This is a genomic window from SAR86 cluster bacterium, assembly GCA_023703575.1.
GTDB lineage: Bacteria > Pseudomonadota > Gammaproteobacteria > Magnimaribacterales > Magnimaribacteraceae > Magnimaribacter.
This window is the reverse complement of record CP097969.1, coordinates 1542588-1569568: the sequence shown is the minus strand read 5'-3', so window position 1 is coordinate 1569568 and position 26981 is coordinate 1542588. Positions and strand designations below refer to the sequence as shown.

Here is a 26981-nt window from a genome sequence, read left to right as displayed (position 1 = left end):
TGGGGGAGATGAGGTGATGAAAGAAAACATAGATGGTAAAGCCACAAGTCTTGAGCTACCTAAAGTTGATTGGCTTGATCGTGGGACAAACCCAGAAAAGTTTTTTAAGGACTTGTCTTACGCGTTATCTGAATTTGGATTTATGGTTCTTACTAATGCACCTGGATTGACGGATGAATTTCAAAAACGTGCATTTCGAGAAGTGCGTAGTTTTTTCGATTCACCAATGGAATTAAAGAAAACTGCTCATATTTCCAATACGCCTTATTTTCGAGGCTATAGCTTGCCTACTCCTGCTGATAGTGGTTTCGGTCAAGTTATAGAAGCTTTTCAGTATGGATTCGAACAAGAATCATTATGTGACTACGATGATAAATCTCAACCAATTCACCGCCGACTGTTTCGTGGACCAAATACGTGGCCTGAAGACGAGTCATTACCTGGCTTTAAACCTTTAATAGATGAGCTCAATGATTGCTATCACCGCCTCACTCATGAGCTAGGGGAGGCCATTGTTGAGTCTTTAGGAGAAAGTGTTGACTCATTCCATGAATATTTTGACTTTGACGATCCGGATCTGGCTGCGAGTCTTAATCATAATTTTAGTCTTCACGCTTTTGCCGAAAAGGATCGGGAAAATGTAAGAAAAGAGTATCAAAAATTCACAAGTGATAAAGTAGGTGCTCATATAGATGGGCCCCCGTTTATAGCTCTGCTGATCAATGATCGTCCTGGATTACAAGTTGTAGCAGGAGAAGGGCAATGGATCGATGCTCCTGTTACTTGTCAAACAGCACCTGGTGAATATCACGTACCTGTTATTCCGGGGTCAGTTATCGTAAATACCGGTGGAACTTTAATGCACCTCAGCGAAGGAAGATATTCAGCTACCTTGCACCGTGTTAATACAACCTTGATACCCGAAGGAGAAACTAGAGTTTCTATGCCTTATTTTTTATTGCCCAAAATGGAAGGAGATCTGATTCCTTTTGGTAAATCTGAGGCTGATTCTTTAGGCGCGGCAGGCTACGAGTCTGGACGAGACAGAGGTGCAAATGCTAGCGTAAATCGTATGGGGACCTTTCCGCAGGTAACTAGGCGTTGGTGGGCGGACGAATATGCTGAATTACGTCAAAAACAAAATGATGAGGTTAAGGCCGAAACACAAGCTGCCTTTAAATTTGCAAAAGAACGCGGAGAACGTTTTAAGAAACGATTAGACTAGAAAAGATGCATAGATTTCAATCAGGTGATGAGGGTGTAATCGCTTACAAGTCATCTAATCCATTTGAATTCTTTCATATTTTGAATAGCAAGCCTTCTGAAGAGCAACAGATGTACGGATCTCTTATCTTTCCCGAGCAAAAGAAAGAAAAGTATCCTCTTGTTATATGTATGCATGGCAGTATGGGTTGGAGAGGACATCACCATGAGCACTCAGTAAACTTTCTTAATAATGGCTTTGCAGTATTTCGAGTAAATAGTTTTGACGCTAGAGGTGTTATCTCTATTGTGGAGGATCAAATACAAGTAACTTTAGCTACAGTTCTGGCTGATTGTTTTAATGCGCTGAAACTTTTATCCGATCATCCTGATATAGATTCTAATCAAATCTACATTGCTGGATGGAGTCTTGGTGGGAGTGCAGCTATTTATTCAGCCTGGGAGCCTTTGGCTGAAAAATTAGCAGCGTCAGGAGAAAGATTTGCTGGGCACTTGGCATTTTATCCCGGTGCCTTTATGTGGCCTGAGGAAATGCGTTGGAGCAATGCACCTATTTTAACTCTGATTGGTAAAGATGATGATTACACTCCATCTATTCTGATAGAAGAATTATCTCCAGCCATTAATGAGAATGGAGGGAATAGTAAGACAATTGTTTATGAAGATAGTCATCACTCTTTTGATTCTGTAGATCCAGTAGTATTCGTGCCTAATGCAATAGCAGTTGGGAGAAGACATACAATAGTCGGAAAAGATGGCACACACTATCATCAAGATGCTAAAGGAAAAAAAACTATGATGAATGAGCCGCATGAGAGAACAAAATTATTTAAAGATAAGGCAAAGATAGGGGCTCATTTGGGCTGTAACTGGCAAGCAAGGAGATCATCTATGAAAGACTCCATTCAGTTTCTTTTAGAACATAGTCAATAAATATAAAAGGGAGAATAAAATGAGACGAATAATTACTGGCCACAATGAAAATGGTAAATCCATCATTTCAATAGACGGACCTCCTGCCCGATCCCTGGGAGAGGATGCTGGAGGATTATTTGAAATCTGGAATACTGACGGATCTGGGTTCGAAACCAAGTCAGATAATGACAGAGCAGACATAGATATTATGTTATCGCCCGTTAAAGGTGGAACAAAATTCAGATATTTTCAGATTAATCCAATTCCAGAAGGAGTTCCTCAGGATGTTATAGAGGCGGCTACCGCAGAGGCTTTTGAGAAAATGGGAGCAGCTCATCATAGGGTTGATACCTCTCGAAATGCAGCAATGCACGAGACACATACGATTGATTATATTATTCTCCTCAAAGGGGATGTCACTCTGATTTTGGATGAAGAAGAGGTGGCTCTCCAACCGCATGATGTTGTTGTTCAAAGAGGCACAAATCACGCTTGGGTAAATAATGGTACTGAACCAGCATTATTAATCGCTGTTCTCATTGATAGCAACATTGTTTAGTAAAAATTTAAAAAATTAAAATTTGTATTATTAGATTTAATAATTTAAAGTTCAACGTCCTCAAAACATAATGAAAGTTACACAAGAATATTCGGATAAAACAGCTATTAGCCTATCGCTTATTTGTTTGGCTCATTGTCTGTTGGTACCTATATTGTTAGTTTTGTTTTCAGGTTACGTAACGCTTTCATATAATAATGAATTGATACATTACCTGCTATTGTTACTTGCAATACCAGTAAGCCTTTATGCTCTCTTTAGAGGAATGAAAAATCATTCAAAATTAAGCTTTTTTGTCACTGGACTGCTCGGGATCATTGCTTTAATTTTTGCTGTAACTATTGGCACAGCTATTTGGGGTGAGTTCGGAGAGAAATTATTTACTACTATCGGAGCATCACTTATTGTTTTTGCGCATTATAAAAATTATAAACTTTGCCGAAAACTTGAATGTGACTCTTGTCACTCAGCCTAATCAGTTATCTAAATAATTTCTCATAAATACTAAATATGCCTAGTGGCTCAGTTTTTTTGAATTAAAAGCTAATTGACAGTTTTCTCTTCATTTATCCATTCATCTATTAAATCATCTAGGATAAATAAAGGGACTATGCCTTGATCTAAAACTATTGAATGAAATTTTCTGAGATCAAATTTTGCACCCAGTTCTTTCATGGCCTTATCCCTTAAATCTAAGATTTTTATCATACCCATCTTGTAACTGGTTGCTTGTCCAGGCCAAACAATATATCTTTCAATCTCAACCCTCACCTCAGTATCAGACATACCGGTTACTTTTTTCATATACTTCATAGCTTTTTCCCTAGTCCATTTTTTGTAATGTAAGCCAGTATCTACAACCAATCTGTTAGCCCTGAACATTTCACTTTGAAGCACTCCCAACTCATCATAGAGACTTTTAGTCATCCCTACTTCAACTCCTAATTGTTCAGCATAAAGAGCCCAGCCCTCAGTATAAGCTGAAGTTCTGTATCCAAGACGTCTATACAAAGTTAGTTCATCATTTTCCAAATTCAATGCTATTTGGAAGTGATGTCCGGGTACGGCCTCATGAAATGTTAATGTTCTCATTCCAAACTTTGGTGTTTGCTTTATGTCATAGAGATTTGCATAGAAGACTCCAGGTCGCGAACCATCCAAACTGGGTGACTGATAATAACCCCCTGCAGCGGTCTTTTCTGAGTACTCAGGCACCGCCCTTACTTCTACTGGGCTTTCTGGAAAATTGAAAAAGTAAGGCTTTACGTCTTGTTCTGCCTCTTTAACCATTTGATTATAGTCTTTAATAACTATCTCTTTTCTATCAGGCGTATCCTCATATAAAAATTCTGGATTTTCATTAAGATCACTCATCATCTCTCCGATTGGCTTATTAACTTCATAACCAAGCTCTATGAAAATTTCTTTCATCCTGTTTCCAATTCTTTCTACTTCTTGCAAGCCAATTTCATGAATTTCTGCTGCCGAGTAGTCGGTTGTTGTATAAGTTCTGAGTCTGAGAGCATAGAAATCATCACCATCAGGCAAGGACCAGACACCATGATATGGATTAGCATATTTATAGTTCTCAATCATAAAACTGAGAATTGATTGATAGCCCGGCTTAACATTAACTTTGATAGCTTCACTTAATTCATTTATTAGCTTAGTTCTTTCGCCTTCATTTATTCCAATATTGTCAATTTTTTTTATAAATATTTGCATTAAGGGGTTGTTGGAGTCTTCGTAGCTAATCAGCTCCTCAAGCTGTCCAATGACATGATCCATAACAAATTTTGGAAGAAAAATTTCTTGCTCTTTTTGTGCTTTTAACCAGCTTAGGTTTTCAATTAGAACTTCATCAAACATTTCAACCCTATCTATATAGTTGCGTGCATCTTTTAAAGTTTTCATAGGATGTGTATCAGTCATAAACTCTACCAAGTTAAGATGATTGCCGCTTATTTGATTGAATGGATACGAGTGATATTTAAAGCGCTCATAAGCTTCAATATCATTTTGAGTGTCAAATATAGCTATCTTTTGAGTAATCTTTTGACTTTTGCTTAGTTTGCTTTTGTCAAAACTTTGCAAAATCTTTAAGCGGTTTAGATTGTGCTTGTAATCCTCACTTCTTTTATCAGAGGTTTGCACTGATAGCCTTTCGTTATGTCTAAAGATAAAACCAAAATTATCAAACACACCAAGATTAGTCATATATTCGGGTGAGTCAGTTATTTTCTTGACTAGATCTTTTGCTAAATAGTGATCTATCGAAACAGGTTTCTGCGAATATAGGTTCATCAGGTACAAACAAGAACTTATAAAAATGGCTGTTAATAAAATTCCCGAACTTAGGAGTATTTTTTTCATAAATTTACCAAATGATTTTTAACCAATATGCCTCTATAAGCACTAATCTATTATTTTAATAACGATTATAAAATATTTTTCATTTTATGAAGAAACCCGATGACTATTGTTAGAATAAAATCTAGCCTTTGTTTATATTACTGGAGAAAATAATGAAAATATCAGCAATTGCAGTGCTAATTTTGTCATTCAATTTAAAGTCTGCTGTCTACGAGATCAGAGATTACACAATTGAAGAAGAGTTTTTTGAAGCATACGTATATTGGGCCGAGAATTACTTCATGCCGTATGGAATGGAAAGAATCGAAATAGTAGATTTTTGGGTAAGTAGGGGAGATGAGCCTATTGTGGAAGGCACTAATCCTATAGTATCTCCTAACGGTCAACCAAATGTAACATGGGTTGCAAAGTACGACAGCCGAGAAGACAGAGATACATTTTTTGCTAATTTAGATGTTGATCCAGAATGGGAAGAAGTTTGGTCCAAACACCCAAATCCAGATGCATATATTCACTCAAATGCGAGATTCTTTAGTTCTATAAAGTAGGTCCTGAAGGAGTTTATACAGAAATAAAACTTAGTTATATAGATTTAAATGATGCCAAAAAAGTTTGTACATTGATCATATTTATACTATAATGCAGGCACGTTCATCTTAATCTGCAGGTTAAGACGGAAGTAGGGAGATAGGAAAACCTCTTTCTTTGATCAAAGAAAGGCAAGCAAGTACCGAAAGGGAACGAGACCGAATATCTACCGAAGGAACGCGTTGAGAAGGGTGTATATCTAAAGATATATGTACGAAATCGATACGAAAACTGGAGGGCACGATATGACTACTAAATACAGAGGTGTTGAAGTTGCTCCTTTAAACAATGCCGCAGGAAGCGAAATACCTGCTAAAACTGTTTACAGAGGCGTTCAGCAAAAAATCGTAGAAAGTAAGTCAACTCAGCCAGGTAAAGGAATTTACCGCGGCGTCGAAAGAGTTGCTTAATTTTTATTAATATTAAAAGGGAGGCTATTGCCTCCCTTTTTTTTAGTATTATTAGTCTAAATGCGATCATATTCAACAAAGATAATTAGCTGATGAAATGCATACTCTGCGATCATCCTGATACTCAATTATTTTATAGAGAGAATAAAAAAAAATATCATAAGTGTCCTAAATGCTCTCTTATTTTCCTGGATAGCAAAAATTACTTATCAAACAAAGATGAGCGAATTAGATATGAGCAGCATCAAAACTTTGTTGATGATGAGAAATATATACAATTCCTTTCAAAGCTCTTCATTCCACTGAAAGAAAGATTAACTAATCATAAAGAGGGGTTGGATTTTGGATGCGGGCCCGGGCCAGCACTGGCAAAAATGTTTAATGACGCGGGTTATATTATGGATGTATATGACCCTTATTTTTTCCCGAATGAAACTATTTTTTCAAAACCCTATGACTTTATATCCTGCACAGAAGTTTTAGAGCATGTCTTTAATCCCGCAAAAGTAATCTTTGATTTAAATAAAATACTAAAAAAAGATGGATGGTTAGGAATCATGACTAATTTTTATGATGAAAATATAGATTTTGCCTCTTGGTATTATCGCAAAGACCCAACTCATGTAGCCTTTTACTCTAAAGAAACTCTCACGAATATTGCATCTAACATGTCTTGGACCTTAGAATTTCCAGACAAGAATATTGTTTTGTTTAAAAAATAATTATGTTTGAATCAATCATCCGTTTATATAGGAGAAATAAATGAAAAAGTTTTTATTGGTAATAAGTATGATTGCCCCACTGACAATGATTTTCCCAATGCATCATGAAGGGGTAAAAGGAGACAATCCTTTTCTTCTCATTGCAAGAATTCAGGTTAAACCTGGAAAGGTAAATGAATATTTAGAGATAGCAGATACCGTAGATAATGCGGTACAGGAAGCTGAGCCTGGCATGTTGTTTCATAACTTTGATTCAGACCCTTTGAATCCATTGAAATTTACCTGGAGTGAAGTTTATGAAAATAGTGAAGCTTTATTATTTCATCTTAATGCTCCTTATATTCCAGAATATGTAGGTGCGCATGACAGATTGGCAGATAGTTTTGAAATAGAAATTTACGGTAATATTTCCAAAGAGGCCTTTGAAGCTGTAACAGCTCTCGGGTTTCCATTCAAACACTTTAAAACAACTAGAGTTGGCTATACCAGAGATAATATTCTTACCAACAAGAGAAAAGATAATATTGGTAAAGCCCAAGAATTTTTAGATACGGCATTTTCTAACCCAGATAAAGCAAGATCACTTCTCCATGAGAATTTTTCTTTCGAGTTTATGGGAATATGCTCTTTATGTACAAAAGCAGATACAGATAGTTTTTTTAATGAGTTTCTTCCTGAAGTAGGACGTCTAATACCAGAAGGAATAGCTCTTGAGGTAGTCGACACCATTGGAGATAGTGATAGTGTTGTTTTAAGGGTTTCTGGAAAAGCGCAAGGAATTAACGGAACTTATAATAATAATTATGCTATGGTTTATAAGTTTGCTGATGGAAAAATTATTAGTTTGAATGAGTACCACAGTGATCTTCTGGCAGAAACCAGGCTATATAAAAAACAAGTTATACCAACTAATTAAGGGGGAAAGATGTACAGTCACATAATGGTAGGAGCTAATGACATTGAAGAGTCTAAAAAATTTTATGACAGCACTTTTGCTGTCCTAGGCGGAGAGCCAGGAGTTCTTTCCGTAAATCCAACTGGTCATAAAAGATATATGTATTTTTTGGATGGAAATGTTTTTCTCATTTCTGAACCAATTGATGATCAGATTGCAACTCATGGCAATGGAAGCACCATAGGTTTCTCTGTAAAGAGTGCAGAGCAGGGAGATGAATGGCATGAAGTGGGAATTAATAATGGAGGTTCTACGTGTGAGGACCCTCCAGGTATACGTGAAGGTATGGGAATGAAGATGTATCTTGCTTACTTAAGAGATCCTTCTGGAAATAAACTTTGTGGAATTCTTAATATGACATAGTTCTTCCAGGTAAGAGCAAAAAAAATAGGCCTCACGGCCTATTTTTTTGTTTGAATGAAGTATCAAAATTCGAACGCCTTAAATTTTAAGGTCCCTTCAACAAGATCTACTTTTCCTTCAGCATAAATCATTCCTCCATCAGAGAAAGTATCAAGTGTATACATGTTCACAATTTTACCTTCTCTTTTCCATATTCCTTGGAGGGTAGCCGTAACCATGACTCCATCATTATTAATGGATCTAACTTGACCATCAAAATCTCCCTGGGTGTTATCACCAGATCTAGATCTAAAGTTATGGGTAAGGTACACCTTTCCAAAACCTTCTCCGACTATTCCTTCAGATGTAATAGTGCTATCCGTATTAGTTGCACTCCATGAAGTTATTTTAAATTCAGCATCAAATGAATCTCCTTGGACATCCAAGGCAAATAATGCACTAACATTTGTAAATAAAAATGTTGTTATGGCCAAAAGGCCAATTCGTTTTATTAATTTAATTTTCATATATATTTAATTATTTAGGCGATGATTCAGGTTGGTAAGAATAATAATCAACTAATGGAATCATTAGGTGAGCATAAGGCGAGCCTTCAAACATCACATAAGGCGCACCAGTCGTATAGTCTGTTGATTGACCCTGTAAAGAAGAAGGATCTTTTGGCATTAGCATCATATGAGGGCCTGATTCTATAAAGTGCATATGACCTGCATCTTTTTGGCCGTCCGTACCAACTGTAAAATTATCAACACCTAAATCTCCGTGAATCATCCACATCCATCCATCACCTTCCATATCTGGAACGGTTCCCGCTTTATAGGCATTAGCCCATGCAACTGCGTTTGCATCGGAACATGCTGGGGCAGCAGAATGAGCATCTTTGAATCCTCCCTCAGGCATAGGCATAAAGGCTTCACACCTCCAACCATTGGAACCCTCTCTTAAAACTGTTCCATCAGCCCCTATTACTGTAGCAAGATCACCAATAAAGTCGGGAGCTGCTGAAGTATAAGCCCAAATTTGCCACTCAGAAGAATCATGTGAGACTTGAGGCTCACCATTTTTTTCTGAAACACTCATATCTGTTCCACATGATATGAGACTGAAAAAGGCAGTTATTAAACTGATTTTTTTTATCATTTTTCCTCCAATGATTATTTTGTTATTGTCAGTATATCTTTTCATAAAAAAAAGGAGAATATTATGAAATTTATTAAATACGGCATTGCAGTAATCATGTCAGGAATTTTTTCTTTGTCTGTATTGGCACACGATCCAAAAGGTGAATCATTTACACTGTCAGGAACTATAACATCAGTTGAACTTACTGATGGCGGCGGAACTATAACTGTTTCTTCTGAAGCTGGTAGATATGGAAAAGTTTTCTTAACTTACAATGTAACTTTAAATTCAGCTTTGCCTGATCAGGGTTATTTCTCTGGAAGAGGGGTGGGGTTTAACGATGGAGTAAGACAAGCCGGATCTAGACAAGGTGTCTTTAGACGAGAAGGGGCCATTATGAAGTTTTGGTCTTTAGATGATGTAACAGATGGCAATATGAACTATTGCGAAACTGTTATGAATTTAGAAACTGAAACAGTAGAGATGACCTTCTATCCATTTTAATTACTTTAAAAAAACCCTCCTCTTGGAGGGTTTTTTGTACAACATAAATTGAATTACATAAGTACGCATTGGCAAATTTTATCTATCCTTTTGCTAGGATGTGTTTTAAGGTTTTATAATTTAGGGCTTATTCCAGGACCAGTTTTTGATGAAGTCTTTTACCCAGTCTTCGCTTTAAATTACTTAGGTGGAGATATCTTTTTCTCGGTACACCCCCCTCTGGGATCATATATCCTGACATTTGGTATTCTTCTTTATGACTTTTTACCTTGGACAGGTTCTATTGATTTCTCTCTCGCTGAACTAGGAGACTTAAATCCATTATCATATAGATGGATAGGGGCTGTCTCGGGCATAGGTCTCATTTATGTTGGCTACAGGCTTGCCCTAGAGATTTATCATAAAAAATTATTTGCTCTATTAGTCGCCCTTTTTTTTACTTTAGATGGGTCTTTATTGGTGGATTCAAGATTTGGACTCATAAATATTTATCTCACCTTATTTGGATTTATGTCTTTACTATTTTTTATAACAGGCATTAAAGCTCAAAGTATAGGTAAGTTGCTTTTGTCTGGTCTTATGCTCGGAGCGGTAATCTCAATAAAATGGAATGGTTTAGGATTCTGGCTAACTCTTATGTTTTTCTCATTTGTGATATTTCTTATCAAAAGATCAATGTTAGATTCAAATGGAAAATATGATAATCCAGATATTAGACAAATCTTATTAGTCTTCCTTACACCTTTTATAGTGTATTTCATCTTGTGGTTCCCAGATATTTTGCATAACGAAATGACATTTTTTGATAAGCACTCACAGATGATTTCTTATCACTTTGATAAGACGGATCAAAAGGCTCATCCTTACAGCTCTTCATGGTACACATGGCCATTTATGATAAGACCAATAGGTTATTTCTTTGATTCTGAAACAATAATTAATGCCCAAGGGATAAGTTCAGAACTATTTAAGGCCATCCATCTTTTCCCTAATCCGGCCCTCAACTTTCTTTCTTTAATTTCTGTAATTTTACTAACATTTAAATGGATAGATATATTGAGTCAATCAATAAACAATAGAAAGGCTCAAGAAGATGTATACCCGGCTAGTCTAATTTTGATAGGGTTTTATGCCAACTTTTTGCCTTGGGCATTAGCTTCCAGATCTACATTTCTTTATCATTATCAACCTGCAGCTTGTTTTGCTTTTATGGCTTTAGCTTTCATGCTTTGTAGGTTAATTAATAAAGGTAAGATTGCAAATATGTCTCTCTATTATGCTTCTTTGAGTCTGATACTGGTTTCTGGTCTGTATTGGCTCCCACTTCAGCTCGGTCTTGAAATCTCCAGTAAAAGCTTTTATTTAAGAATGTGGTTCGAAACATGGATTTAAATAAATTGGAAAAGCAACAAAATATTTGTTTTGTTTTACCTACCTACAACGAGGAAGGAACTATTGAAAGTATAATTGAACAAATCAAGGCAGAAGAAAAAAAGCAAAATACTTATAAGTTTTCGATCTTGGTTGTAGATGATAATTCCACTGATCAAACTCAGGCTGTAGTCAGGAAAGTCATAGATTCGAGTGAAAATATATATCTAATTACTGGACAAAAGAAAGGTCTAGGAGATGCTTATAAGAGGGGCTTTTTGTTTGCCCTTGATACTTTGGAAGCTGTTGTAATATTTCAAATGGATTCAGATGGACAACACGATGCTTATTTAATACCCGAGTTTTTAAAAGAGATTAAAGCTGGAAAGGATGTAGTTATAGGTTCAAGATTCATCGCAGGTGGCTCTACACCTGATTTCTCACTTTTTAGATTAATAATAAGCAGAGTTGGTAATTTATTAGTTAGGTACGTAGGAGGTGTAGTTAATATTAAAGACTGCACATCTGGGTATAGGGCTATCAAAAGTTCATTTCTTAGAGATCTAGATTTCTCATACTTATCTATAAGAGGCTATAGTTTTCAGTCCTCACTGATTTGTGGTTTAGCTTGGCGAGGTGCAGTTATTTCAGAAATACCAATTATTTTTAAATCTAGAAAGGCGGGTGATTCAAAGCTTTCTTTGAGAGATCAAATTGAATTCCTACTAAATATACCCAGACTTGGTTTTAGAAATATTGAAGACTTCGTTAAATACTCTCTTGTAGGTTTCTCGGGCGTTGTAATCAATCTTGGAACTTATGCCCTTCTCACGAGATACTACAATTTTTCTGAAGCAATAGCTCCTTTACTCTCAATTGAAGCGGCATTAATTTCCAACTTTCTACTAAATAATTTTTGGACATTTGGAAGCAGATCAAATCAAAGCAGAGTCAGAGTGAAATTCCTTAAGTTTCATTTAGTGAGCGGATTAGGTGCTCTAATAAATTATGTAGTATTTTTATTATTATTCTTTGTTCTTGAAGTTCATGATATTTTCGCAAACCTTATTGGCATAGCTTTTGCAGCTGTAGTTAACTATTTAATTAACTCTAATTGGACATGGAAAGATAATAAATGAAAATCAATAGGTCTTTTATTTTGGCTCTATGCCTATTATCTTCTTGTAATGAATCAAAGGAAATAGACATCAAAGATTTCTTTAGCTTGGAAGGAGATGTCTTCTTGCTTGGAGAGTACTTGGCCGACTTAAATTTTGGTTTACACGATATAGAGATAAGCAGCTCAGCCGAAAGTACCCTTTTAATAGGTATTCATGGCAGCAATAGCGAGGGTTATGAGTGGGTATATCCGTTAAAGACCCTAAATAACGATACTACTATAGTTTCTTTCTTTCGCTGGGATGATGGCTCCTGCCCAGACTCTAGTATTGATATTTTACTTAACTCTATCAAGACCAGGCTTGATCAAAGTCCTAACTTAAATAAGGTAATACTTATTGGTCATAGTTACGGAGGCCTTCTGGTAACCACACTCTCTAAAATATGGGATATTGATGTTCCATTGCATATTCACTCTGTAGCAGGCCCTCTTAAAGGAATGGGTATGCTATCTTCACTATGTAATTACCAGCCTCCAAGCTTTTTAGGTACTGGGATTAGCCTACATCAATGGAGAACTATTCAAGAACTAGATGGTGCTTTTAAAGACCTAGACTATGACCCTCAAGTAGTGGATATAAAAAATAGCAATGTTACGAGACTGCCCAAAACATACAAAGGAAATAAATTAGGACATAATTGGTCTATTAGCTGGGTAGCTGATGAAATAAGTAAGGAAGACTAAAGCTCACTTAACTTTATAAAAGACATATGAAACAAAATCATTCTAAGAAAATTAACCTTATGGGCTTAAGTAGGAGAGAGTTAGAGGATTTTTTTGTCTCCATTGAGGAAAAGCCGTTTAGGGCGACCCAAATAATTAAATGGATACATCAAAGAGGAGTTTCAGATATCTCTCAGATGACCGATCTGTCAAAAGAATTGCGCCAAAGACTAGAAGAAACTTGTGAAATAAAGGTTCCTGAAATTTTATATGAAAAATCATCAAAAGATGGAACCAAAAAATGGGTCATTAAAGTTGGAGAAAAAGATTTAATTGAAATGGTTCTCATACCTGAAAAGAATAGAGCCACTTTATGCGTTTCATCACAAGTTGGGTGTGCGGTAGATTGCAGTTTTTGTGCTACTGGAAAGCAGGGCTTTTCAAGAAATTTAGACTTAGATGAAATAATAGGACAAGTTTGGGTTGCTGCTAATTCCTTTGGCTTACCTAGAGAGCCTAACTCAAGACATATTACAAATGTGGTAATGATGGGAATGGGAGAACCATTGTTAAACTTTGAACCTGTTGTAAATGCCATGGATTTAATGACAGATGATCACGCTTATGGTCTATCTAAAAGAAAAGTTACTTTGAGCACCTCAGGTATTGTTCCTAAAATTGATGACTTAAGTAAGGTAAGTGATGTTGCTCTTACAATATCCTTACATGCTCCTAATGATGAACTTAGAAATGAGCTGGTTCCTATAAATAAAAAATATCCCATTCAAGAGCTGCTGGATTCAGTGAAGCGTTATGTCGATTCATGCGATGATAAGAGAATAACAACAATCGAGTATATTCTGATTGATGGTATTAATGATGAAATGACACATGCAGAAGAGTTGGCAAAGTTATTGCGACAATTACCCTGCAAAATAAATCTAATTCCTTTTAATGCCTTTGAAGGATCAGGTTATCTAAAACCCTCGGGAAATAGAGTGAAAAGGTTTCAAAAATATCTCCAAGATGAGGGTTATGTTACGACCATTAGATCAACAAGAGGTGACGACATCATGGCTGCTTGTGGACAATTAGTTGGACAAGTTAATGATAAGACGCGCAGAAAAGAACGAGCACAAAAAAATCAAATTAAGACTAAGGCAATCTAGTGTTAAGAAATATTGCAGTAATAGGAGCAGGAGTATCTGGTCTAACTGCTGGGTATGCATTAAAAAAAATAGGCTTAGAAGTTGAAATTTTTGAAAGATCGCAATCTATAGATTCATTTGGAGCCGGTATAACACTTTCCAAGAACGCTACTCTGTTGTTGCAAGATCTGGATCTTATGGAAGGTTTATCTTCTAAGGGTCACTATCCTTTGGGTTCCTTCATACGGGATTATAAGAAAGCTAAGGTAATAAAGTTCCAGACACTTGATAAAAATTTTATAACTTTAGATAGAAGAGATCTTGTTTTAACACTCTCAAATAAATTTGAAGAGCTTGGTGGAAATATAATCCTCGATAGTGAGATTGAGTCAATTGATCCTGCTATAGGAGAAATCATAATACCTAATCATGAAAAAAAGACCTATGATCTAATCCTAATTTGCGACGGTATTAAGTCTTCTTTAAGAGAGCATTATTTTGATGACCAAAAACCTCAATTTACAAAATATGTAGCATGGAGAGGTATGACCTCGATAGAGAACCTTCCTAAATTCGAAGGTAATGACAAGGTCAATGTCTACTACGGCCCTGGAGGTCATTGTGTACATTATCCAACTGGCAGAGGAGATCTTATTAATTTCATTGCTATTGAGCATAATGTAATTTGGTCTGAAGAGTCTTGGAAAATAAAGGGTAATAAATCTGAATTTCTTAATTGCTTTGCTGGATGGAACGAAGAATTACTTTCTATGTTTGATTCGTCTCAAGAAATATATAAATGGGGTATTTTTGAGAGATCTCTCCCAAAAAAACTGTATCGAGATAAGTGCTTGCTTCTAGGAGATGCCGCTCATCCTATGGCTCCCTTTCTAGGACAAGGTGGGTGTCTTGCGATTGAAGATGCTTACTGTTTAGCGTCTTTAATAAAGGACAAAGAAGATCTGAGCAGTATAGTTCGTAAATATGATAGGTTGAGAAATAGTAGAAGTAGATGGATACAAAAAAGATCAAAACTTCAGGGGATATTTAATCATATTTCCAACCCCATACTGGCAAAGATAAGAAACTTACTTACAAAAATAATTATGAATAATAGTGTTAATAAACTGCATTCATATAATCTTATTAAAGAACTCTCTGAATTAAAGTAGATTTAAATGAGAAAAGTAACATTAGGAACAACTATAGCTTACGGCATGCCGGGATTGGGTGCAGGCTATATGTATCTTTTAATGAGCCTCTACGTAATGAAATTTTCCACCGACGTACTACTTATTGCTCCAGCTGTAATGGGAGTCATTTTTAGTATATCTAGGATATGGGATGCCGTATCAGACCCCATTGCAGGATATTTAAGCGACAGGACCACCTTTAAATTTGGCAGAAGAAGGACATGGATGCTAATAAGCTTTATTCCCATTTCGTTTGGATTTTTGGCAGTCTTTTCGCCACCCGAATCTATGCAAGGTCAATCTCTTGATTTGTGGATGATGATAGCAATACTCAGTTTCTATTCCGCAATAACTCTACTTAACGTACCGCATATGGCTTTAGGAGCTGAACTTTCAGAAGATTATCATGAGAGGACTCGGCTTTTTGGGATAAGACATATAGGTTTTACGTTGGGATCAATTCTTGCATTAGTCTCAATGAGTTTGCTGATTAGCGAAGAAAATAACCCTGATGGAGATGTTAGACAATTGGCTGGTAGTCTCGCTTTTTATGCCATCGGTGCAATGTCTCTAATGATATTTTTTGCAGTCTCAAAACTTAAAGAAAATCCTGAATTTCAAAACCGAGTAAATAAAAATCCATTTAAGGCATTTAGAGATGTATGGATAAACCCACATGCGAAAATATTAATAATAGTTCTGTTTATTGAAAATTTAGGTGGGGCAGTTATAGGAGTGCTCACCCTTTATGTGACTCAATATATAGTTGAAGCTCCTGCTTGGGCGCCTTTAATTATATTTGCTTATATGCTTCCGTCAGCTTTATCTGTTCCTCTTTGGATACCATTATCAAGGAGATTTGGGAAAATAAGATTATGGGTTTTTAGTCTTGCCTTTACTGGTATTTCATTCGGCGGAATTTTTATTATTCCTTTTTTGGACTCTATAACTGATAGGTTGATTGTTATGTTTATTGGGGCAGCTTTAGGTGGTATGGCTGCAGGCTGTGGAGGAGCAATTGGGCCTTCTGTGAAAGGTGATGTAATAGATTATGATGAGTACCTAACAGGAGAGAGGAAAGAAGGTTCTTATTTTGCAGCTCTTAATTTTGTCTTTAAAAGCGCAACAGGGATTATGCTTCTTGTAACTGGCTTTGTTCTGCAGTTTTCTGGTTTTATCCCCAATCAACCTCAGACGATGGAAGTAAAAATTGCACTGATTAGTCTCTATGGCCTTGTGCCTTTAGTTTTTTACAGTTTAGGAGCTTATCTTTTATATAAAAAATTTAAGTTTGGTGAAAAAGAACACGCAGCAATAAAACAACAGATTCAAGAAAGAGCTTAATGACCAGATTATTTAAATGGCTTACATTTATTATAGTTTTATTTACGACCATTGTTATTCCAGCAATCCTTTTGGAAACACCATTTTCTAGATATGGAGAAACAGCACTAGCTTGGGCAGGTGAAAATACTGTCTATACTTCGATTGTAGTTATGATTGCTCTAGCTGCTGATGTGTTTCTCCCTGTTCCAAATGGATTAACAAATACTTTAGCAGGAGCTAGTTTGGGCTGGGCAATTGCTTCTGTTGTTGTATGGATAGGTCTAAATTTAGGAGCTGTTTTTGGCTACATAGTAGGGAGATTTGCAGCAAGGCCGCTCGCTCAAAAGATAGTTGGTGTCGAAGATTTAAAAAAAGCTGAAGATTCGGCTAGAGATATTGATGTCATGGGCTTAATTCTTGCTAGACCTGTTCCAGCATTTGCTGAACTCAGTACACTTGCTGCCGGAATTACTAATATGCCCTTTATGAAATTTGTCTATGTAATGATTTTATCTAATATAGGTGTAGCTATAGTATTTTCTGGACTAGGAGCTGCAGCACTATCAAGCGGTTCATCAACTTTAGCTTTTTTTGGAGCGTCCTTGTTACCTGCCTTACTCTATTTTTTATATAGGAAATTAAGCAACTAGATCAAGGCTTAAGTATCCCTATGGACTCCTTTTTGGGATCAAATTCTGCAGGTGAAACGCTAGATCCGTCATGCCCGCCGAGTGTCCCAAAAGAACTGAAACCTAATATGTGTTTTTGTTTTTCGGTTATCTTACCGAGCACTTCATCTCGGATACTATATTGATGATTTTCTTGCGGTTTCACCCAGGGTTGCAAGAAAGCTGTCGAGATATTGCTTCTCATGGATCCTGATCTATTTAAACCATTACCATGCCAAAGCCTTCCTTCCCAAACTATTGCTGTACCTTTCGGTGCGGTTAGAGAATTAGCCATTTTTTGAATCTCTTCACCATTTGCCGTGCGATAATCTATAAGTGGCCATTTATGTGATCCAGGTATAAGCCTTGTACCACCATTTTCAGGAGAGTTATCTGAGATTAAGTACATTACATTCGCCATGAAAGGAAAGTCCATAGGATGAGGTACCAAAGGCCATTGATCTTGGTGAAGCGCCATTCTCTCGTTGCCACTTCCATTCATATGTGCTCCCATTGAACAAAGACACACTTTGTCTCCGATTATATGCTGAATGAGCGGCAGTATTTTTGGATGATCTATAAGCTTTAAAAAACAATCACCTTTATTTATTAAATTCCAAACTAATCTACTTACTTTTTCTTCATCAGATGACTCTACTCCCAATCCCTCATCACCTCTAATTTTTGAACCTACCTTATATTTTTCCTCGCCTAAGAACTGTTCGTTGAGTCTTTTATCCATCTCATCAATTTCATCAAAGCTCAATACGTTGGCGATCAAAGCCATACCATATTTATCTAAGTGATTTTTGGCTTCTTCAACATCTTCGGTTAAGGGTGGATACTCTAGCTTTTCAAGATTCATTGCTTGGTCGGTTTTAATTCTTTTATTCTTTCAGGTTCAATATCAATAAGATAGTCCATAGAGCTTTCAATTCTTCCATATGCATTCCAAACTTTGAATCCAAGTCTGGACTTTAGTTTTTCCGAACAAGAATCCCAAAGATCTCTATCGAGCCCAAGTGTTTGGTTTTCTTGTTGTCTAAACTGAGGCGAGCAGAAAGTTGTCAACACTCCGAGTCTGTCAGTATTGCCAGTATTAGCTCCAGTACCATGCCAAAGTCTTCCATCAAAAACCATTAAAGAGCCTGCCTTTGCCTCAGGTTGATTTATGGGATACATACTTTGGTCCTCTTGGTTGGGGTGCGCCCCGGTTAGATGAGATCCTGCAACTACCTCAGTAGCCCCGTTCGTTGGAGAGAAATCTGAGAGCATCCACATGCAATTAGCTACAACCGGGGGTGATATGCCAAGTGACACATCAGGCTCAACAAAATTTACATCAGCCTTTCTTGTTATTTCTGAGGGCCTTATATAACTTTCTCCAGCCCTTACCGGTTGAGGCATCCACCATTGGTCTGTATGCAAACCCATTCTTACTCCACCGGGTTTGGCAATATTTGCTGAGTGAGTGGATAAAATAAAATCATTACCCAAAATATGACCGACAAGTTCATCTACTAGATGGTGAGTAACCATCTCTCTGAAACATTCACCTTTATTCGCTAACATCCAAAGCCTTTGGTTCACCCCTCCGTTGCTCTTAGTGAATGAAGTTTTGTCTACACGCCCCTCTTTGAACTGTACCTCTTGATCTGCCCCTCCATCTCGAAAAGAAAGACCTAGTTCTTCCTCGGCTTCAGCTTGCTCAAGAAGTCGTTTTTTAGCAATTCTTATTTCATTCTCATTTAGAACATCTGGTATTAAACAATAACCAAATTTATCTAAGTCTAGCTTAGCTTGATTTAAATCTTTTGTGTGTTTTGGACCATCTTCTAAAATCATAGAAACATGATGGTAGCATGAAAAAATTGTTTTCTTCAATATTCAGAATGAGCGTTCCGTTATAATATTTTTGAATTTAAATTGTTAAATGAAAAAAAGAAGTTTTAAGCCATTTGGAAATATAAGCGCTTTAACCCTAGGTGGTGGAGGCCTTGGACAGGTCTGGGGTGAAACATCTAGAGAGGAAGCAGTTGCGACAGTAAATCTTGCCATTGAAAAGGGTATAACTCACCTCGATGTTGCACCAATGTATGGAAAAGGAGAGGCCGAGAGAGTTGTTGGTGAAGTTTTTAAAGGGAAAGATTTAGGAGATGTAAAAATTACTACAAAATGTAGATTGGGAACATTGCCAGATGATGAAGTTTATGAGCGCTTAATTTCATCTCTCAATAAGAGCCTTGATAATCTCAATATGGAAAGGGTTGATCTTTTCTTACTGCATTCACAGTTACGACAAGATGATTTCCAGCTATACACACTTAATGAATATAGAGAGACTAATACAACATCACTTTCTTGTTATTACAATGCAGTTATACCAGCCTTTGAAAGATTAAAAGATGAAGGAAAGATCGGTAGCTGGGGTATAGGCGGATTAGGTCAAACTCAAGCAATACTCGAGGTCTTAAATCATGATATTCAACCTGAAGCTGTTCAGTGTGTTGTTAATCCCTTGAATTCAGCAGGTGCCATAGGATATGTTGATCAAGATTTTGATCCTCAAAAAATTCTCACTGAAAGTCAGAAAGTTGGAGTACCGATACTTGGAATTAGAGCGGTTCAGGCTGGGGCATTAACTTTAGAAATGGATAGAGAACCTCACCCATCGGGCTTTGATATAAAAGATTTTGAGGATTATGATAAAGCTGAACCTTTCAGAAAGTTAGCTTCCGAATGGAATATAAATCCATCCATTCTTGCACACCGATATGCTCTTAGCGCCGAAAAAGTGTCGTCTGTAATATTAGGTGTAAAAAATAGGGAGGAGCTTTTAGAATGCATACAAGCAGAATCACTCGGAGAACTTGACCAGGATCATATTAGTGCAATAGATAAAGCTTTATCGAGATAAAGCAAACTTCTTTCGGCTAATAATCCACAATCACTAGAAGCAATCCCTTAAAGAACTAGGTTTATCTGAAGAATTCTTTCGAGTTTTAACGCCTTGAGAGGTTGTAGAGTTTTAAAATCTGGGTTGAAAGACAACCAGTATTACTATTATCAGTAACAGTATCGTCGGTATTTCATTTATAACCCTAAAAAACTTTTCTGATTTTGTGTTGTAATCGGCTTCAAAACTTACCCTGAGAAAATGAAGATAAAAGTGAAAAAGAGTCATGCCCATGACAAGAAACATTTTTAGAACCAGCCAAATTTCTAAACCTTTGTAGCTCAGAAGGGCTAGACCTGAGATCCAAACCAGAATGAGAGATGGATTAGCAATGATTTTTAGTAACTTAGACTCCATTACTTTAAATGTCTCAGAAGCATCTGAGCCTATTTCTTTGGTGGAGTGATATACAAATAGTCTTGGAAGATAGAATAGGGCAGCCATCCAGGTAATTACCGAGATTATATGAATGGTTTTAAAAATTAAGTAGGTATTCATCTAATCCCATTTGGCAGTAGGCGGCATAGACATCAATATAGCATCCGAATTGCCCCCAGTTTTTATGCCAAATGCAGTTCCTCTATCCCAAAGCAAATTAAACTCAACATAACGACCTCTTTTGATAAGTTGCTGCTCTTTTTCCTGTTCCGTCCATTCCTCATCCTTAAGGTTTCTGATAATTGTTGTAATTGCTTTTAAGGTGGATAAACCTACTTCTTTTATAAAGCTAAAATCTTTATTCCAATCTTCTGTTTTTAAATGATCAATAAATATCCCACCTTCACCTCTGGCTTCTGACCTGTGCGGTAGATAAAAATATTCATCACAAGCCTTTTTATATCTCTCGTAATAATCTGGATCAGCCGAATCACAGGCTTCCTTCATGCATTTGTGAAAGAACTTAATTTCATCTTCTTTTTTAATTGTTGGAGTTAGATCTCCTCCACCTCCAAACCAGGAATCTCCAGTAACTATATATCTCGTATTAAAGTGAAATGCCGGTACTTTGGGTGATTGCATGTGTGCCACAAGACTAATGCCACTTGCCCAGTAGTTAGGCGCTTCCTCTGTACCCTTAACTTCAGATTTAAAATCATTATCAAATTTTCCAGATACCGTAGATATGTTTACACCAACCTTTTCAAAGACTTCACCTTTCATGAGGCTCATCTCTCCGCCCCCTTCAAATTTATGATTCCAGTTTTTTCTTTCAAAACTCCCACCATCTATATCTGCAAATTCTTCACAGAACATATCTCTCAGTTCTCTAAACCAAGACGAAGTTAAGGATTTTTTTTCTTCAATATCCATTCTTTAAAAGGATGCTCTAATTCTTTGTACAAATTCTTTGACGTTTTCCTGAGGAGTTGTTTTCAGAACTCCATGACCTAGTCCACAAACCCAACCCGATCTTTCTTCTGGTGATAGCACTGACATTTGTGCTATGAAATTATCCAATTTTGGTAAGAACTTTTCATGGGGGAGGGTTAAGAAATACTCACTAAAATTACCTTGTACGAAGCCATTTGAAGTTTTTTTAAAGTAATCTCTTAGATCGACATTAGAGTCTATACCGATTCCTGCTAGGTTTATTTGAGGGTTATCTTGTTTCGCAATTATAGTTTCGTAGTCAACCCCATCTTTTGCATAGTAGCCAACCTTATTGGGAAATTCTTTGACTAACATATTGAAGGTCTTGTCTAGGTAGATATTTAAGTCTTCTTCTGCGAGCTGATGTGCAGCGGAATCAAAGATCATCACGACTTCGGCTCCAGCATTCAATTGCAATTCCACATTCTGTTTTAGAAGTGGAAGAATCACGTTATCTAAAAGTCCTATTTGAAAATTATTCAAATGAATATCACTAGAATCTTTACTGATATTGCATGCATAAGCTATCAAAGTCCAAGGTCCGCCAACAAAGCCTATTAATGATTTTTCATTGGGCAGTCTCTCGATAGTTCTTTCTATTGCCTCACCCTGAAATTCCATAAAGTTTATAGGATTGTGATTAATGATTAAGCTTTCAGCATTATCCTCGTTTAGGTGAAGGCCAAATTGAGGCCCTGGGTTATAAGATAAGTCCATACCGAGCGCTTCAAGGGGAAATAATATATCGCTAAATAGAATTGCAACGTCAAAATCAAATTCGTTAATAGGACCCATAGCAGTTTCAGCAGCAAGTTTTGGTTTTTTGCAGAGTTCCTCGAAAGTGTGATCCTTTTTTAAGTTTTGGTAGTGAGCATGATATCTGCCTGCTTGACGCATTAGCCATATTGGAGGACAGGCCTGTGGCTTTCTCTCTATAGCATTTATGAATTTTTTATTAGGCAAGTCTCTATTGATTTAACTTTATTGCTATTTCATTGGCAGCATAGGTTAGAACGCAATCTGCCCCAGCTCTTTTAAAACTTAATAAGGATTCAAGTATTACTTCATCGGATAACCAATCATTTTCTATCGCAGCTTTGAGCATGGCGTATTCACCACTTACCTGATAAGCAAATGTTGGAACTTTAAAAGTATCTTTAACTGCCTTAATGACATCAAGATAAGGCATCCCTGGTTTAACCATCACTATATCTGCACCTTCTTCTATATCCATTTTCACTTCGTGCAATGCTTCATCGATATTTGCAACTGACATCTGATAGGTATCTTTACTGCCCACACCAAGATTTGCGGAGGATCCTACGGCGTCTCTAAATGGACCATAAAATTTCGAACTGTATTTTGCTGAATAAGAGAGAATGATTGTATTAGAAAAGTTATTAGATTCTAAAGAATCTCTGATACCGGATATCCTTCCATCCATCATATCTGAAGGAGCAACCATATCTGCTCCAGCTTTGGCAAGAGTGAGGGCTTGTTCTATGAGCAGAGAAAGACTCTTATCGTTTTCAACATATCCATTCTTATCCAGTACACCATCATGCCCATGTGAAGTGTAAGGATCTAAAGCAACATCTGCTATAACGGCCAGTCCAGAGTTTTTCTTGATTTGCTTGATGGCAGTGCATACTAAATTATCTTCATTTAATGAGTCGCTTCCTGTCTCATCTTTTTTATTGGGATTGATGACGGGAAATATAGCAACTGCCTTTATTTTATTGTTTTGAATCTTTTCTATTTCTTCATCTAAAGCATTAAGTCCGTATCTACTAATTCCCGGCAAAGAATCTATATTTTCTACTCCATCTAAATCTTCCTTTACAAATATAGGTTGTATTAAGTCATTTACTGACAGGCTATTCTCTGCCACTAAACTCCTTATGGACGAAGTAAACCTATTTCGTCTTAATCTTGATTGAGGGAATTTTCTTGATACGTTCATACTAATTGAATTAAGAATTCACCATTATACCTCAGGCGAATCCGGTATTTTATCTTATCTTTTTGTTTACGGCTTCGAGCCAGCTATCGAAGTCTAGAAAGGGTGTAACTCCTGGAATGGTCTTCTGTATAGATTTGAAAGTCTTTCCTAGTCCGCAAGCATGTTTTCTATTTTTAAGCTCAGGATATTTATTTATGGCAATTTCAAATGAACTTGTACTCATCCAATAAAAGTAATCACACTCCAAAAGTCTTTCGGATATATCTAGAGCCTTCAATTCGTAAGTTGCTAAAATTTGTTTCTCCCGATCTTCATTGTCCTTATGTGTTACTTTCAGCCAGGTGATGTCTTCAAACAAACTTTCTTCAGGAGAATTATTTTCACCAAGACTATCCGAGGTTCCATTAACCCAATACCCTTTTTTTGCTAGCGACTTCCAAGTATCGATACCACTTGTCCAGATGATATTCGAGTCATCTATGAGGCCAGAGTCTTCGATTGCATTCGATCTACTGATATAAATACCCTTATTTTTGACATTCTTCAAGGCCTTCTTAGAATCGACAATTGGTTTTCTTTCAAAGAACTTTTGCTCTTCTTTGTTGCTTGGAAAATAATTAGAATTATTTATAGAACTAAAATAGTTAATGTCGTTATTCTGAAGTGACCTTTTGGATAACTCTTCTCCATCTTCAGTCTCACCTTTTACGGTCAATAACTCTGTAGTTTCAAGGATTTCATGACTGACACCTATCTTTTGATGACATCCACCACCATAAGATTTCAATAAAGTTCTTTCTTTCTCTACTGAATCAAAAATTTCCTTATTTGAGATAGTAGAAATAATTTCTTTTACCCTTTCATCCTCTTGTCTAGCTTCGATAGCCAGTGCTCCTTGGGCAGCAGCACAGGGATTTTGCGATAAGGGCAATACCATCCATCTAAGGTTTTTTTGCATATCAAGCAGAGAGTTTCTTTCATCTTCGAATTTGCCACTCTTATCTTGCATGAATCTATCAATGGCTGCTTTCGCTACTATCAAACCATCATCATCTCCTTCAATCAACTTTGTTAGTCTAGTATGAATATTACCCCTGACATCTGTAAATTTTACCTTTGACTTAAAAGGTAATGCTGATGGCAAGAAGGTGGATAGGTTCTTTGCTCTCCTTGGCGAAGAGCTCAGGATTGAGAGGTTATTTTTATCGATACTATCTTTCTTCAAAAAGATCATATCTCTCATATCTGCTCGTTCAAGTGTACCAATTATCTCTGTGCCTTCTTCAAGGTCTACTGGCAAATCTTTCCATGAATGCACAGCGATATCCGCAACATTGTTGAGAAGATCATTCCTTATATCGTTTGTAAACACTCCAATATCAGGCATTTTATTTAAGGGAGTAGTCAAATCTTCATCACCGAGAGTCTTCTTGTGCAGATGCAATATTTCAATGTTAGGAAAAGCTGTTAATATTCGTTCAGCTACAAGCATAGCTTGAATCTTTGCAAGAGGACTTTTTCTAGATAAAATTTTTAAGACTTTCAAAATAGGGTTAAATGAGAATAATTCTTAATTACTTTGGCGCAGTAGATTTCAATTACAATGCAGTCCGCGTCAACCATAATTATATTAACTTTTATTAGTAATTAATTCATGAACTATAAAAAATTCTTTTCGGACGAACTCATATCATTGAAATCTCAAGGGCTTTACCGTAAATTCAGAGCTATAAATAGAAATAAAACGAGCTTCCCAAAAGCTACTGAACGTTTCGAGGGGAATGAAAGAGAAGTTGAAGTTTGGTGCAGTAATGACTACCTGAATCTTAGTCAGCATCCAGAGGTTACCAAAACTTCCGTCCAAGTGATAAATGAACTTGGCACAGGGTCAGGTGGAACAAGAAACATATCCGGAACATCTACTTACCATGTTGATCTCGAACAACTCTTAGCAGATTTGCACAGGAAAGAAGCGGCATTACTCTTCCCTTCAGCTTACACTGCCAATCAGTCCACTCTTTGGACACTTTGTAAAAATTTAGAGGGTGTTGAAGTTTTCTCTGATGAGTTGAATCATGCCTCTTTAATTCAAGGTATAAAGAATGCGAATGTTGAATGCCATGTCTTTAGGCACAATGACACCGAGCATTTGGAAGAGCTTTTAAAGACAGCTAATGCAAACACACCAAAAATAATTGTGTTTGAATCATTGTATTCAATGGAAGGTCTCCGATCTCCTCTTCAAAAGATTATTGAACTTGCTAAAAGGTATGATGCTTTAACGTATTTAGACGAAGTCCACTCAGTTGGACTATATGGGCCAGAGGGTAGAGGTATTACCGCTGAAAAAGGGCTCGAGGAAGATATAGATATTATCAACGGCACTTTGTCTAAGTCCTTCGGTCAAATGGGCGGTTATGTTGCAGCTAATTCTGACATCATTGACTATATAAGAAGCTTTGCACCTGGATTTATTTTTACCTCTTCTATGAACCCATCTATAGCAGCCGCCTCAATTACTAGTATAAAAATTGCAATGCAATCTGAGCATCTTAGGGATAATATTAGACATAATTCAGACAGAATTAGATCGGGCTTAAGGGATCTTGAAATTCCTTTTCTCGAAAATGATAGTCATATCATCCCAATACATTTATATGATCCTAGGTTATGTAAAGGTGCGGCTAATCTTTTGATTGAAAAACATGGAATATATATTCAACCTGTTTTCCATCCTACTGTTCCAAAAGGTGATGAAAGGTTTAGAGTTACTATCACGCCCCGACATGAAGCAAGTGATATAGATCATTTTTTGAATGCTTTAGATGATGTTTGGAAATCTATGGATTTAAAAAGGGCAGAGCCTACAGAAGCAGAAAAAAAGGCAGTTTCAAGAATCTACTAGCTACAGATCTCCTTTCGCTCTAACTTCACTTTGGTCTATTGTGAACTGTTCACCATATCGCGCCTCAAGTTTCTTTTGATTTTCTGAAATCACTTCGACTGGATTAAGGTCTAAAGCCATACAAGCTGTAACCCAGTACCACATCACATCTCCTAATTCTCTTTTCATATGAAAGATATTGTCCTGATCGGCCGGCTTACCTTGTAGAATCATTTTTTTTACTATTTCTACAAATTCTCCTGTCTCACTTCCCAGACCAAGAGCAGCAGTAAGTAAACGAGGGGTATCGATAGGTGAATTATCTTGAATTTCATCTAAAGACTTTTTTAAGTCCTCTATTTTTAAGCTCGGATCACTAGTTACTTTTGTTACAAAATCACAATAAGTTTCAAAGAATTTTTCTGTATTTTTCATAGCTCAATGATACCTAAAGAATATGATATTCATAGGTGCTTTAAAAAATTTTAATGAACCAATTTTTTTCTGATTTAGACCGAATAAC

The 26981-nt window shown here is 36.6% G+C and carries 30 protein-coding genes and 1 riboswitch; of the genes, 19 read left to right on the top strand and 11 right to left on the bottom strand.

Translation table 11 applies throughout. The features are described 5' to 3' along the window. Positions 1 to 112: 112 nt before the first annotated feature. From M9C83_08060 to M9C83_08045, 4 genes are all read left to right on the top strand, one after another. The gene (locus M9C83_08060; protein URQ66592.1) at positions 113 to 1225 is read left to right on the top strand and encodes an isopenicillin N synthase family oxygenase; all 1113 of its coding nucleotides are present in this window, start codon (positions 113 to 115) and stop codon (positions 1223 to 1225) included. A 5-nt stretch (positions 1226 to 1230) separates the two neighbouring features. Further along, positions 1231 to 2157, top strand: a complete 927-nt coding sequence (locus M9C83_08055; GenBank protein URQ66591.1) for a dienelactone hydrolase family protein — start codon at positions 1231 to 1233, stop codon at positions 2155 to 2157. A 19-nt stretch (positions 2158 to 2176) separates the two neighbouring features. Then, positions 2177 to 2698 (top strand): cupin domain-containing protein, encoded by a 522-nt coding sequence (locus M9C83_08050; GenBank protein ID URQ66590.1) that lies wholly within the window; start codon positions 2177 to 2179, stop codon positions 2696 to 2698. A 70-nt stretch (positions 2699 to 2768) separates the two neighbouring features. Further along, a complete protein-coding gene (locus M9C83_08045) occupies positions 2769 to 3173 on the top strand; it encodes a MerC domain-containing protein (GenBank protein URQ66589.1) in 405 nt (134 codons plus the stop codon). 68 nt (positions 3174 to 3241) lie between these two features. On the opposite strand, the gene M9C83_08040 is transcribed toward M9C83_08045, so the two are convergent. Then, positions 3242 to 5002 (bottom strand): DUF885 domain-containing protein, encoded by a 1761-nt coding sequence (locus M9C83_08040; protein URQ66588.1) that lies wholly within the window; start codon positions 5000 to 5002, stop codon positions 3242 to 3244. 221 nt (positions 5003 to 5223) lie between these two features. Between M9C83_08040 and M9C83_08035 the strand changes: the two genes are divergently transcribed. The 5 genes from M9C83_08035 to M9C83_08015 all read left to right on the top strand — a co-directional run bounded on the left by M9C83_08035 (position 5224) and on the right by M9C83_08015 (position 8109). Beyond that, positions 5224 to 5619 (top strand): hypothetical protein, encoded by a 396-nt coding sequence (locus M9C83_08035; GenBank protein ID URQ66587.1) that lies wholly within the window; start codon positions 5224 to 5226, stop codon positions 5617 to 5619. Between the two features lie 98 nt (positions 5620 to 5717). After that, positions 5718 to 5843, top strand: a riboswitch (Glutamine riboswitch). A gap of 25 nt (positions 5844 to 5868) precedes the next feature. Continuing rightward, positions 5869 to 6069: a hypothetical protein gene (locus M9C83_08030; GenBank protein URQ66586.1), complete on the top strand. Its 201-nt coding sequence runs from the start codon at positions 5869 to 5871 to the stop codon at positions 6067 to 6069. 92 nt (positions 6070 to 6161) lie between these two features. Then, entirely contained in the window at positions 6162 to 6791 is a 630-nt protein-coding gene (locus M9C83_08025) for a class I SAM-dependent methyltransferase (protein URQ66585.1), read from the top strand. Positions 6792 to 6831: 40 nt separating this feature from the next. Then, a complete protein-coding gene (locus M9C83_08020) occupies positions 6832 to 7707 on the top strand; it encodes an antibiotic biosynthesis monooxygenase (protein URQ66584.1) in 876 nt (291 codons plus the stop codon). A gap of 9 nt (positions 7708 to 7716) precedes the next feature. Beyond that, entirely contained in the window at positions 7717 to 8109 is a 393-nt protein-coding gene (locus M9C83_08015; protein ID URQ66583.1) for a VOC family protein, read from the top strand. Between the two features lie 62 nt (positions 8110 to 8171). On the opposite strand, the gene M9C83_08010 is transcribed toward M9C83_08015, so the two are convergent. Further along, the gene (locus tag M9C83_08010; protein ID URQ66582.1) at positions 8172 to 8615 is read right to left on the bottom strand and encodes a hypothetical protein; all 444 of its coding nucleotides are present in this window, start codon (positions 8613 to 8615) and stop codon (positions 8172 to 8174) included. A 10-nt stretch (positions 8616 to 8625) separates the two neighbouring features. Next, on the bottom strand, positions 8626 to 9249 hold the full coding sequence (locus M9C83_08005) for a hypothetical protein (protein ID URQ66581.1): 624 nt from the start codon (positions 9247 to 9249) through the stop codon (positions 8626 to 8628). A 63-nt stretch (positions 9250 to 9312) separates the two neighbouring features. Here M9C83_08005 and M9C83_08000 point away from each other — a divergent pair, with 63 nt between their 5' ends. From M9C83_08000 to M9C83_07965, 8 genes are read left to right on the top strand one after another with little or no spacing between them, the layout of a single operon-like run. Then, positions 9313 to 9735: a hypothetical protein gene (locus M9C83_08000; GenBank protein URQ66580.1), complete on the top strand. Its 423-nt coding sequence runs from the start codon at positions 9313 to 9315 to the stop codon at positions 9733 to 9735. Positions 9736 to 9783: 48 nt separating this feature from the next. Then, complete coding sequence (locus M9C83_07995) at positions 9784 to 11127, top strand: phospholipid carrier-dependent glycosyltransferase (GenBank protein ID URQ66579.1); 1344 nt, start codon at positions 9784 to 9786, stop codon at positions 11125 to 11127. Beyond that, positions 11118 to 12245, top strand: coding sequence for a glycosyltransferase family 2 protein (locus M9C83_07990; protein ID URQ66578.1), 1128 nt, complete (start codon positions 11118 to 11120; stop codon positions 12243 to 12245). The genes M9C83_07995 and M9C83_07990 overlap by 10 nt, the downstream gene beginning before the upstream one ends. After that, the gene (locus M9C83_07985) at positions 12242 to 12970 is read left to right on the top strand and encodes an alpha/beta hydrolase (GenBank protein URQ66577.1); all 729 of its coding nucleotides are present in this window, start codon (positions 12242 to 12244) and stop codon (positions 12968 to 12970) included. The genes M9C83_07990 and M9C83_07985 overlap by 4 nt, the downstream gene beginning before the upstream one ends. Positions 12971 to 12996: 26 nt before the next feature. After that, positions 12997 to 14118: a 23S rRNA (adenine(2503)-C(2))-methyltransferase RlmN gene (gene rlmN, locus M9C83_07980; protein ID URQ66576.1), complete on the top strand. Its 1122-nt coding sequence runs from the start codon at positions 12997 to 12999 to the stop codon at positions 14116 to 14118. Continuing rightward, on the top strand, positions 14118 to 15269 hold the full coding sequence (locus M9C83_07975) for an FAD-dependent monooxygenase (protein URQ66575.1): 1152 nt from the start codon (positions 14118 to 14120) through the stop codon (positions 15267 to 15269). Before rlmN ends, M9C83_07975 begins: the two co-directional genes overlap by 1 nt. Before the next feature lie 6 nt (positions 15270 to 15275). After that, positions 15276 to 16634 carry an MFS transporter gene (locus M9C83_07970; GenBank protein ID URQ66574.1) on the top strand — a complete coding sequence of 453 codons (1359 nt, stop codon included), beginning with the start codon at positions 15276 to 15278 and terminating at the stop codon, positions 16632 to 16634. Further along, entirely contained in the window at positions 16634 to 17266 is a 633-nt protein-coding gene (locus M9C83_07965) for a VTT domain-containing protein (GenBank protein URQ66573.1), read from the top strand. Before M9C83_07970 ends, M9C83_07965 begins: the two co-directional genes overlap by 1 nt. Position 17267: 1 nt before the next feature. Here the strand turns inward: M9C83_07965 and M9C83_07960 are convergent, their stop codons facing one another. Next, on the bottom strand, positions 17268 to 18149 hold the full coding sequence (locus M9C83_07960; GenBank protein ID URQ66572.1) for a phytanoyl-CoA dioxygenase family protein: 882 nt from the start codon (positions 18147 to 18149) through the stop codon (positions 17268 to 17270). Continuing rightward, the gene (locus M9C83_07955; GenBank protein ID URQ66571.1) at positions 18146 to 19129 is read right to left on the bottom strand and encodes a phytanoyl-CoA dioxygenase family protein; all 984 of its coding nucleotides are present in this window, start codon (positions 19127 to 19129) and stop codon (positions 18146 to 18148) included. Before M9C83_07955 ends, M9C83_07960 begins: the two co-directional genes overlap by 4 nt. A gap of 88 nt (positions 19130 to 19217) precedes the next feature. Here M9C83_07955 and M9C83_07950 point away from each other — a divergent pair, with 88 nt between their 5' ends. Next, positions 19218 to 20201 (top strand): aldo/keto reductase, encoded by a 984-nt coding sequence (locus M9C83_07950; GenBank protein URQ66570.1) that lies wholly within the window; start codon positions 19218 to 19220, stop codon positions 20199 to 20201. Between the two features lie 111 nt (positions 20202 to 20312). Here M9C83_07950 and hemJ read toward each other — a convergent pair whose 3' ends face one another. From hemJ to hemC, 5 genes are read right to left on the bottom strand one after another with little or no spacing between them, the layout of a single operon-like run. Next, positions 20313 to 20738 (bottom strand): protoporphyrinogen oxidase HemJ, encoded by a 426-nt coding sequence (hemJ, locus tag M9C83_07945; GenBank protein ID URQ66569.1) that lies wholly within the window; start codon positions 20736 to 20738, stop codon positions 20313 to 20315. Next, the gene (hemF, locus tag M9C83_07940) at positions 20739 to 21551 is read right to left on the bottom strand and encodes an oxygen-dependent coproporphyrinogen oxidase (protein URQ66568.1); all 813 of its coding nucleotides are present in this window, start codon (positions 21549 to 21551) and stop codon (positions 20739 to 20741) included. It lies immediately after the preceding gene. Between the two features lie 3 nt (positions 21552 to 21554). Continuing rightward, positions 21555 to 22574 carry a uroporphyrinogen decarboxylase gene (locus M9C83_07935; protein ID URQ66567.1) on the bottom strand — a complete coding sequence of 340 codons (1020 nt, stop codon included), beginning with the start codon at positions 22572 to 22574 and terminating at the stop codon, positions 21555 to 21557. Between the two features lie 4 nt (positions 22575 to 22578). Further along, on the bottom strand, positions 22579 to 23574 hold the full coding sequence (hemB, locus tag M9C83_07930) for a porphobilinogen synthase (protein URQ66566.1): 996 nt from the start codon (positions 23572 to 23574) through the stop codon (positions 22579 to 22581). Between the two features lie 49 nt (positions 23575 to 23623). Then, positions 23624 to 25120, bottom strand: a complete 1497-nt coding sequence (hemC, locus tag M9C83_07925; protein ID URQ66565.1) for a hydroxymethylbilane synthase — start codon at positions 25118 to 25120, stop codon at positions 23624 to 23626. A gap of 108 nt (positions 25121 to 25228) precedes the next feature. Here hemC and hemA point away from each other — a divergent pair, with 108 nt between their 5' ends. Next, complete coding sequence (gene hemA, locus M9C83_07920) at positions 25229 to 26479, top strand: 5-aminolevulinate synthase (protein URQ66564.1); 1251 nt, start codon at positions 25229 to 25231, stop codon at positions 26477 to 26479. On the opposite strand, the gene M9C83_07915 is transcribed toward hemA, so the two are convergent. Beyond that, on the bottom strand, positions 26480 to 26893 hold the full coding sequence (locus tag M9C83_07915; GenBank protein URQ66563.1) for a nucleoside triphosphate pyrophosphohydrolase family protein: 414 nt from the start codon (positions 26891 to 26893) through the stop codon (positions 26480 to 26482). It lies immediately after the preceding gene. Positions 26894 to 26981: the final 88 nt, after the last annotated feature.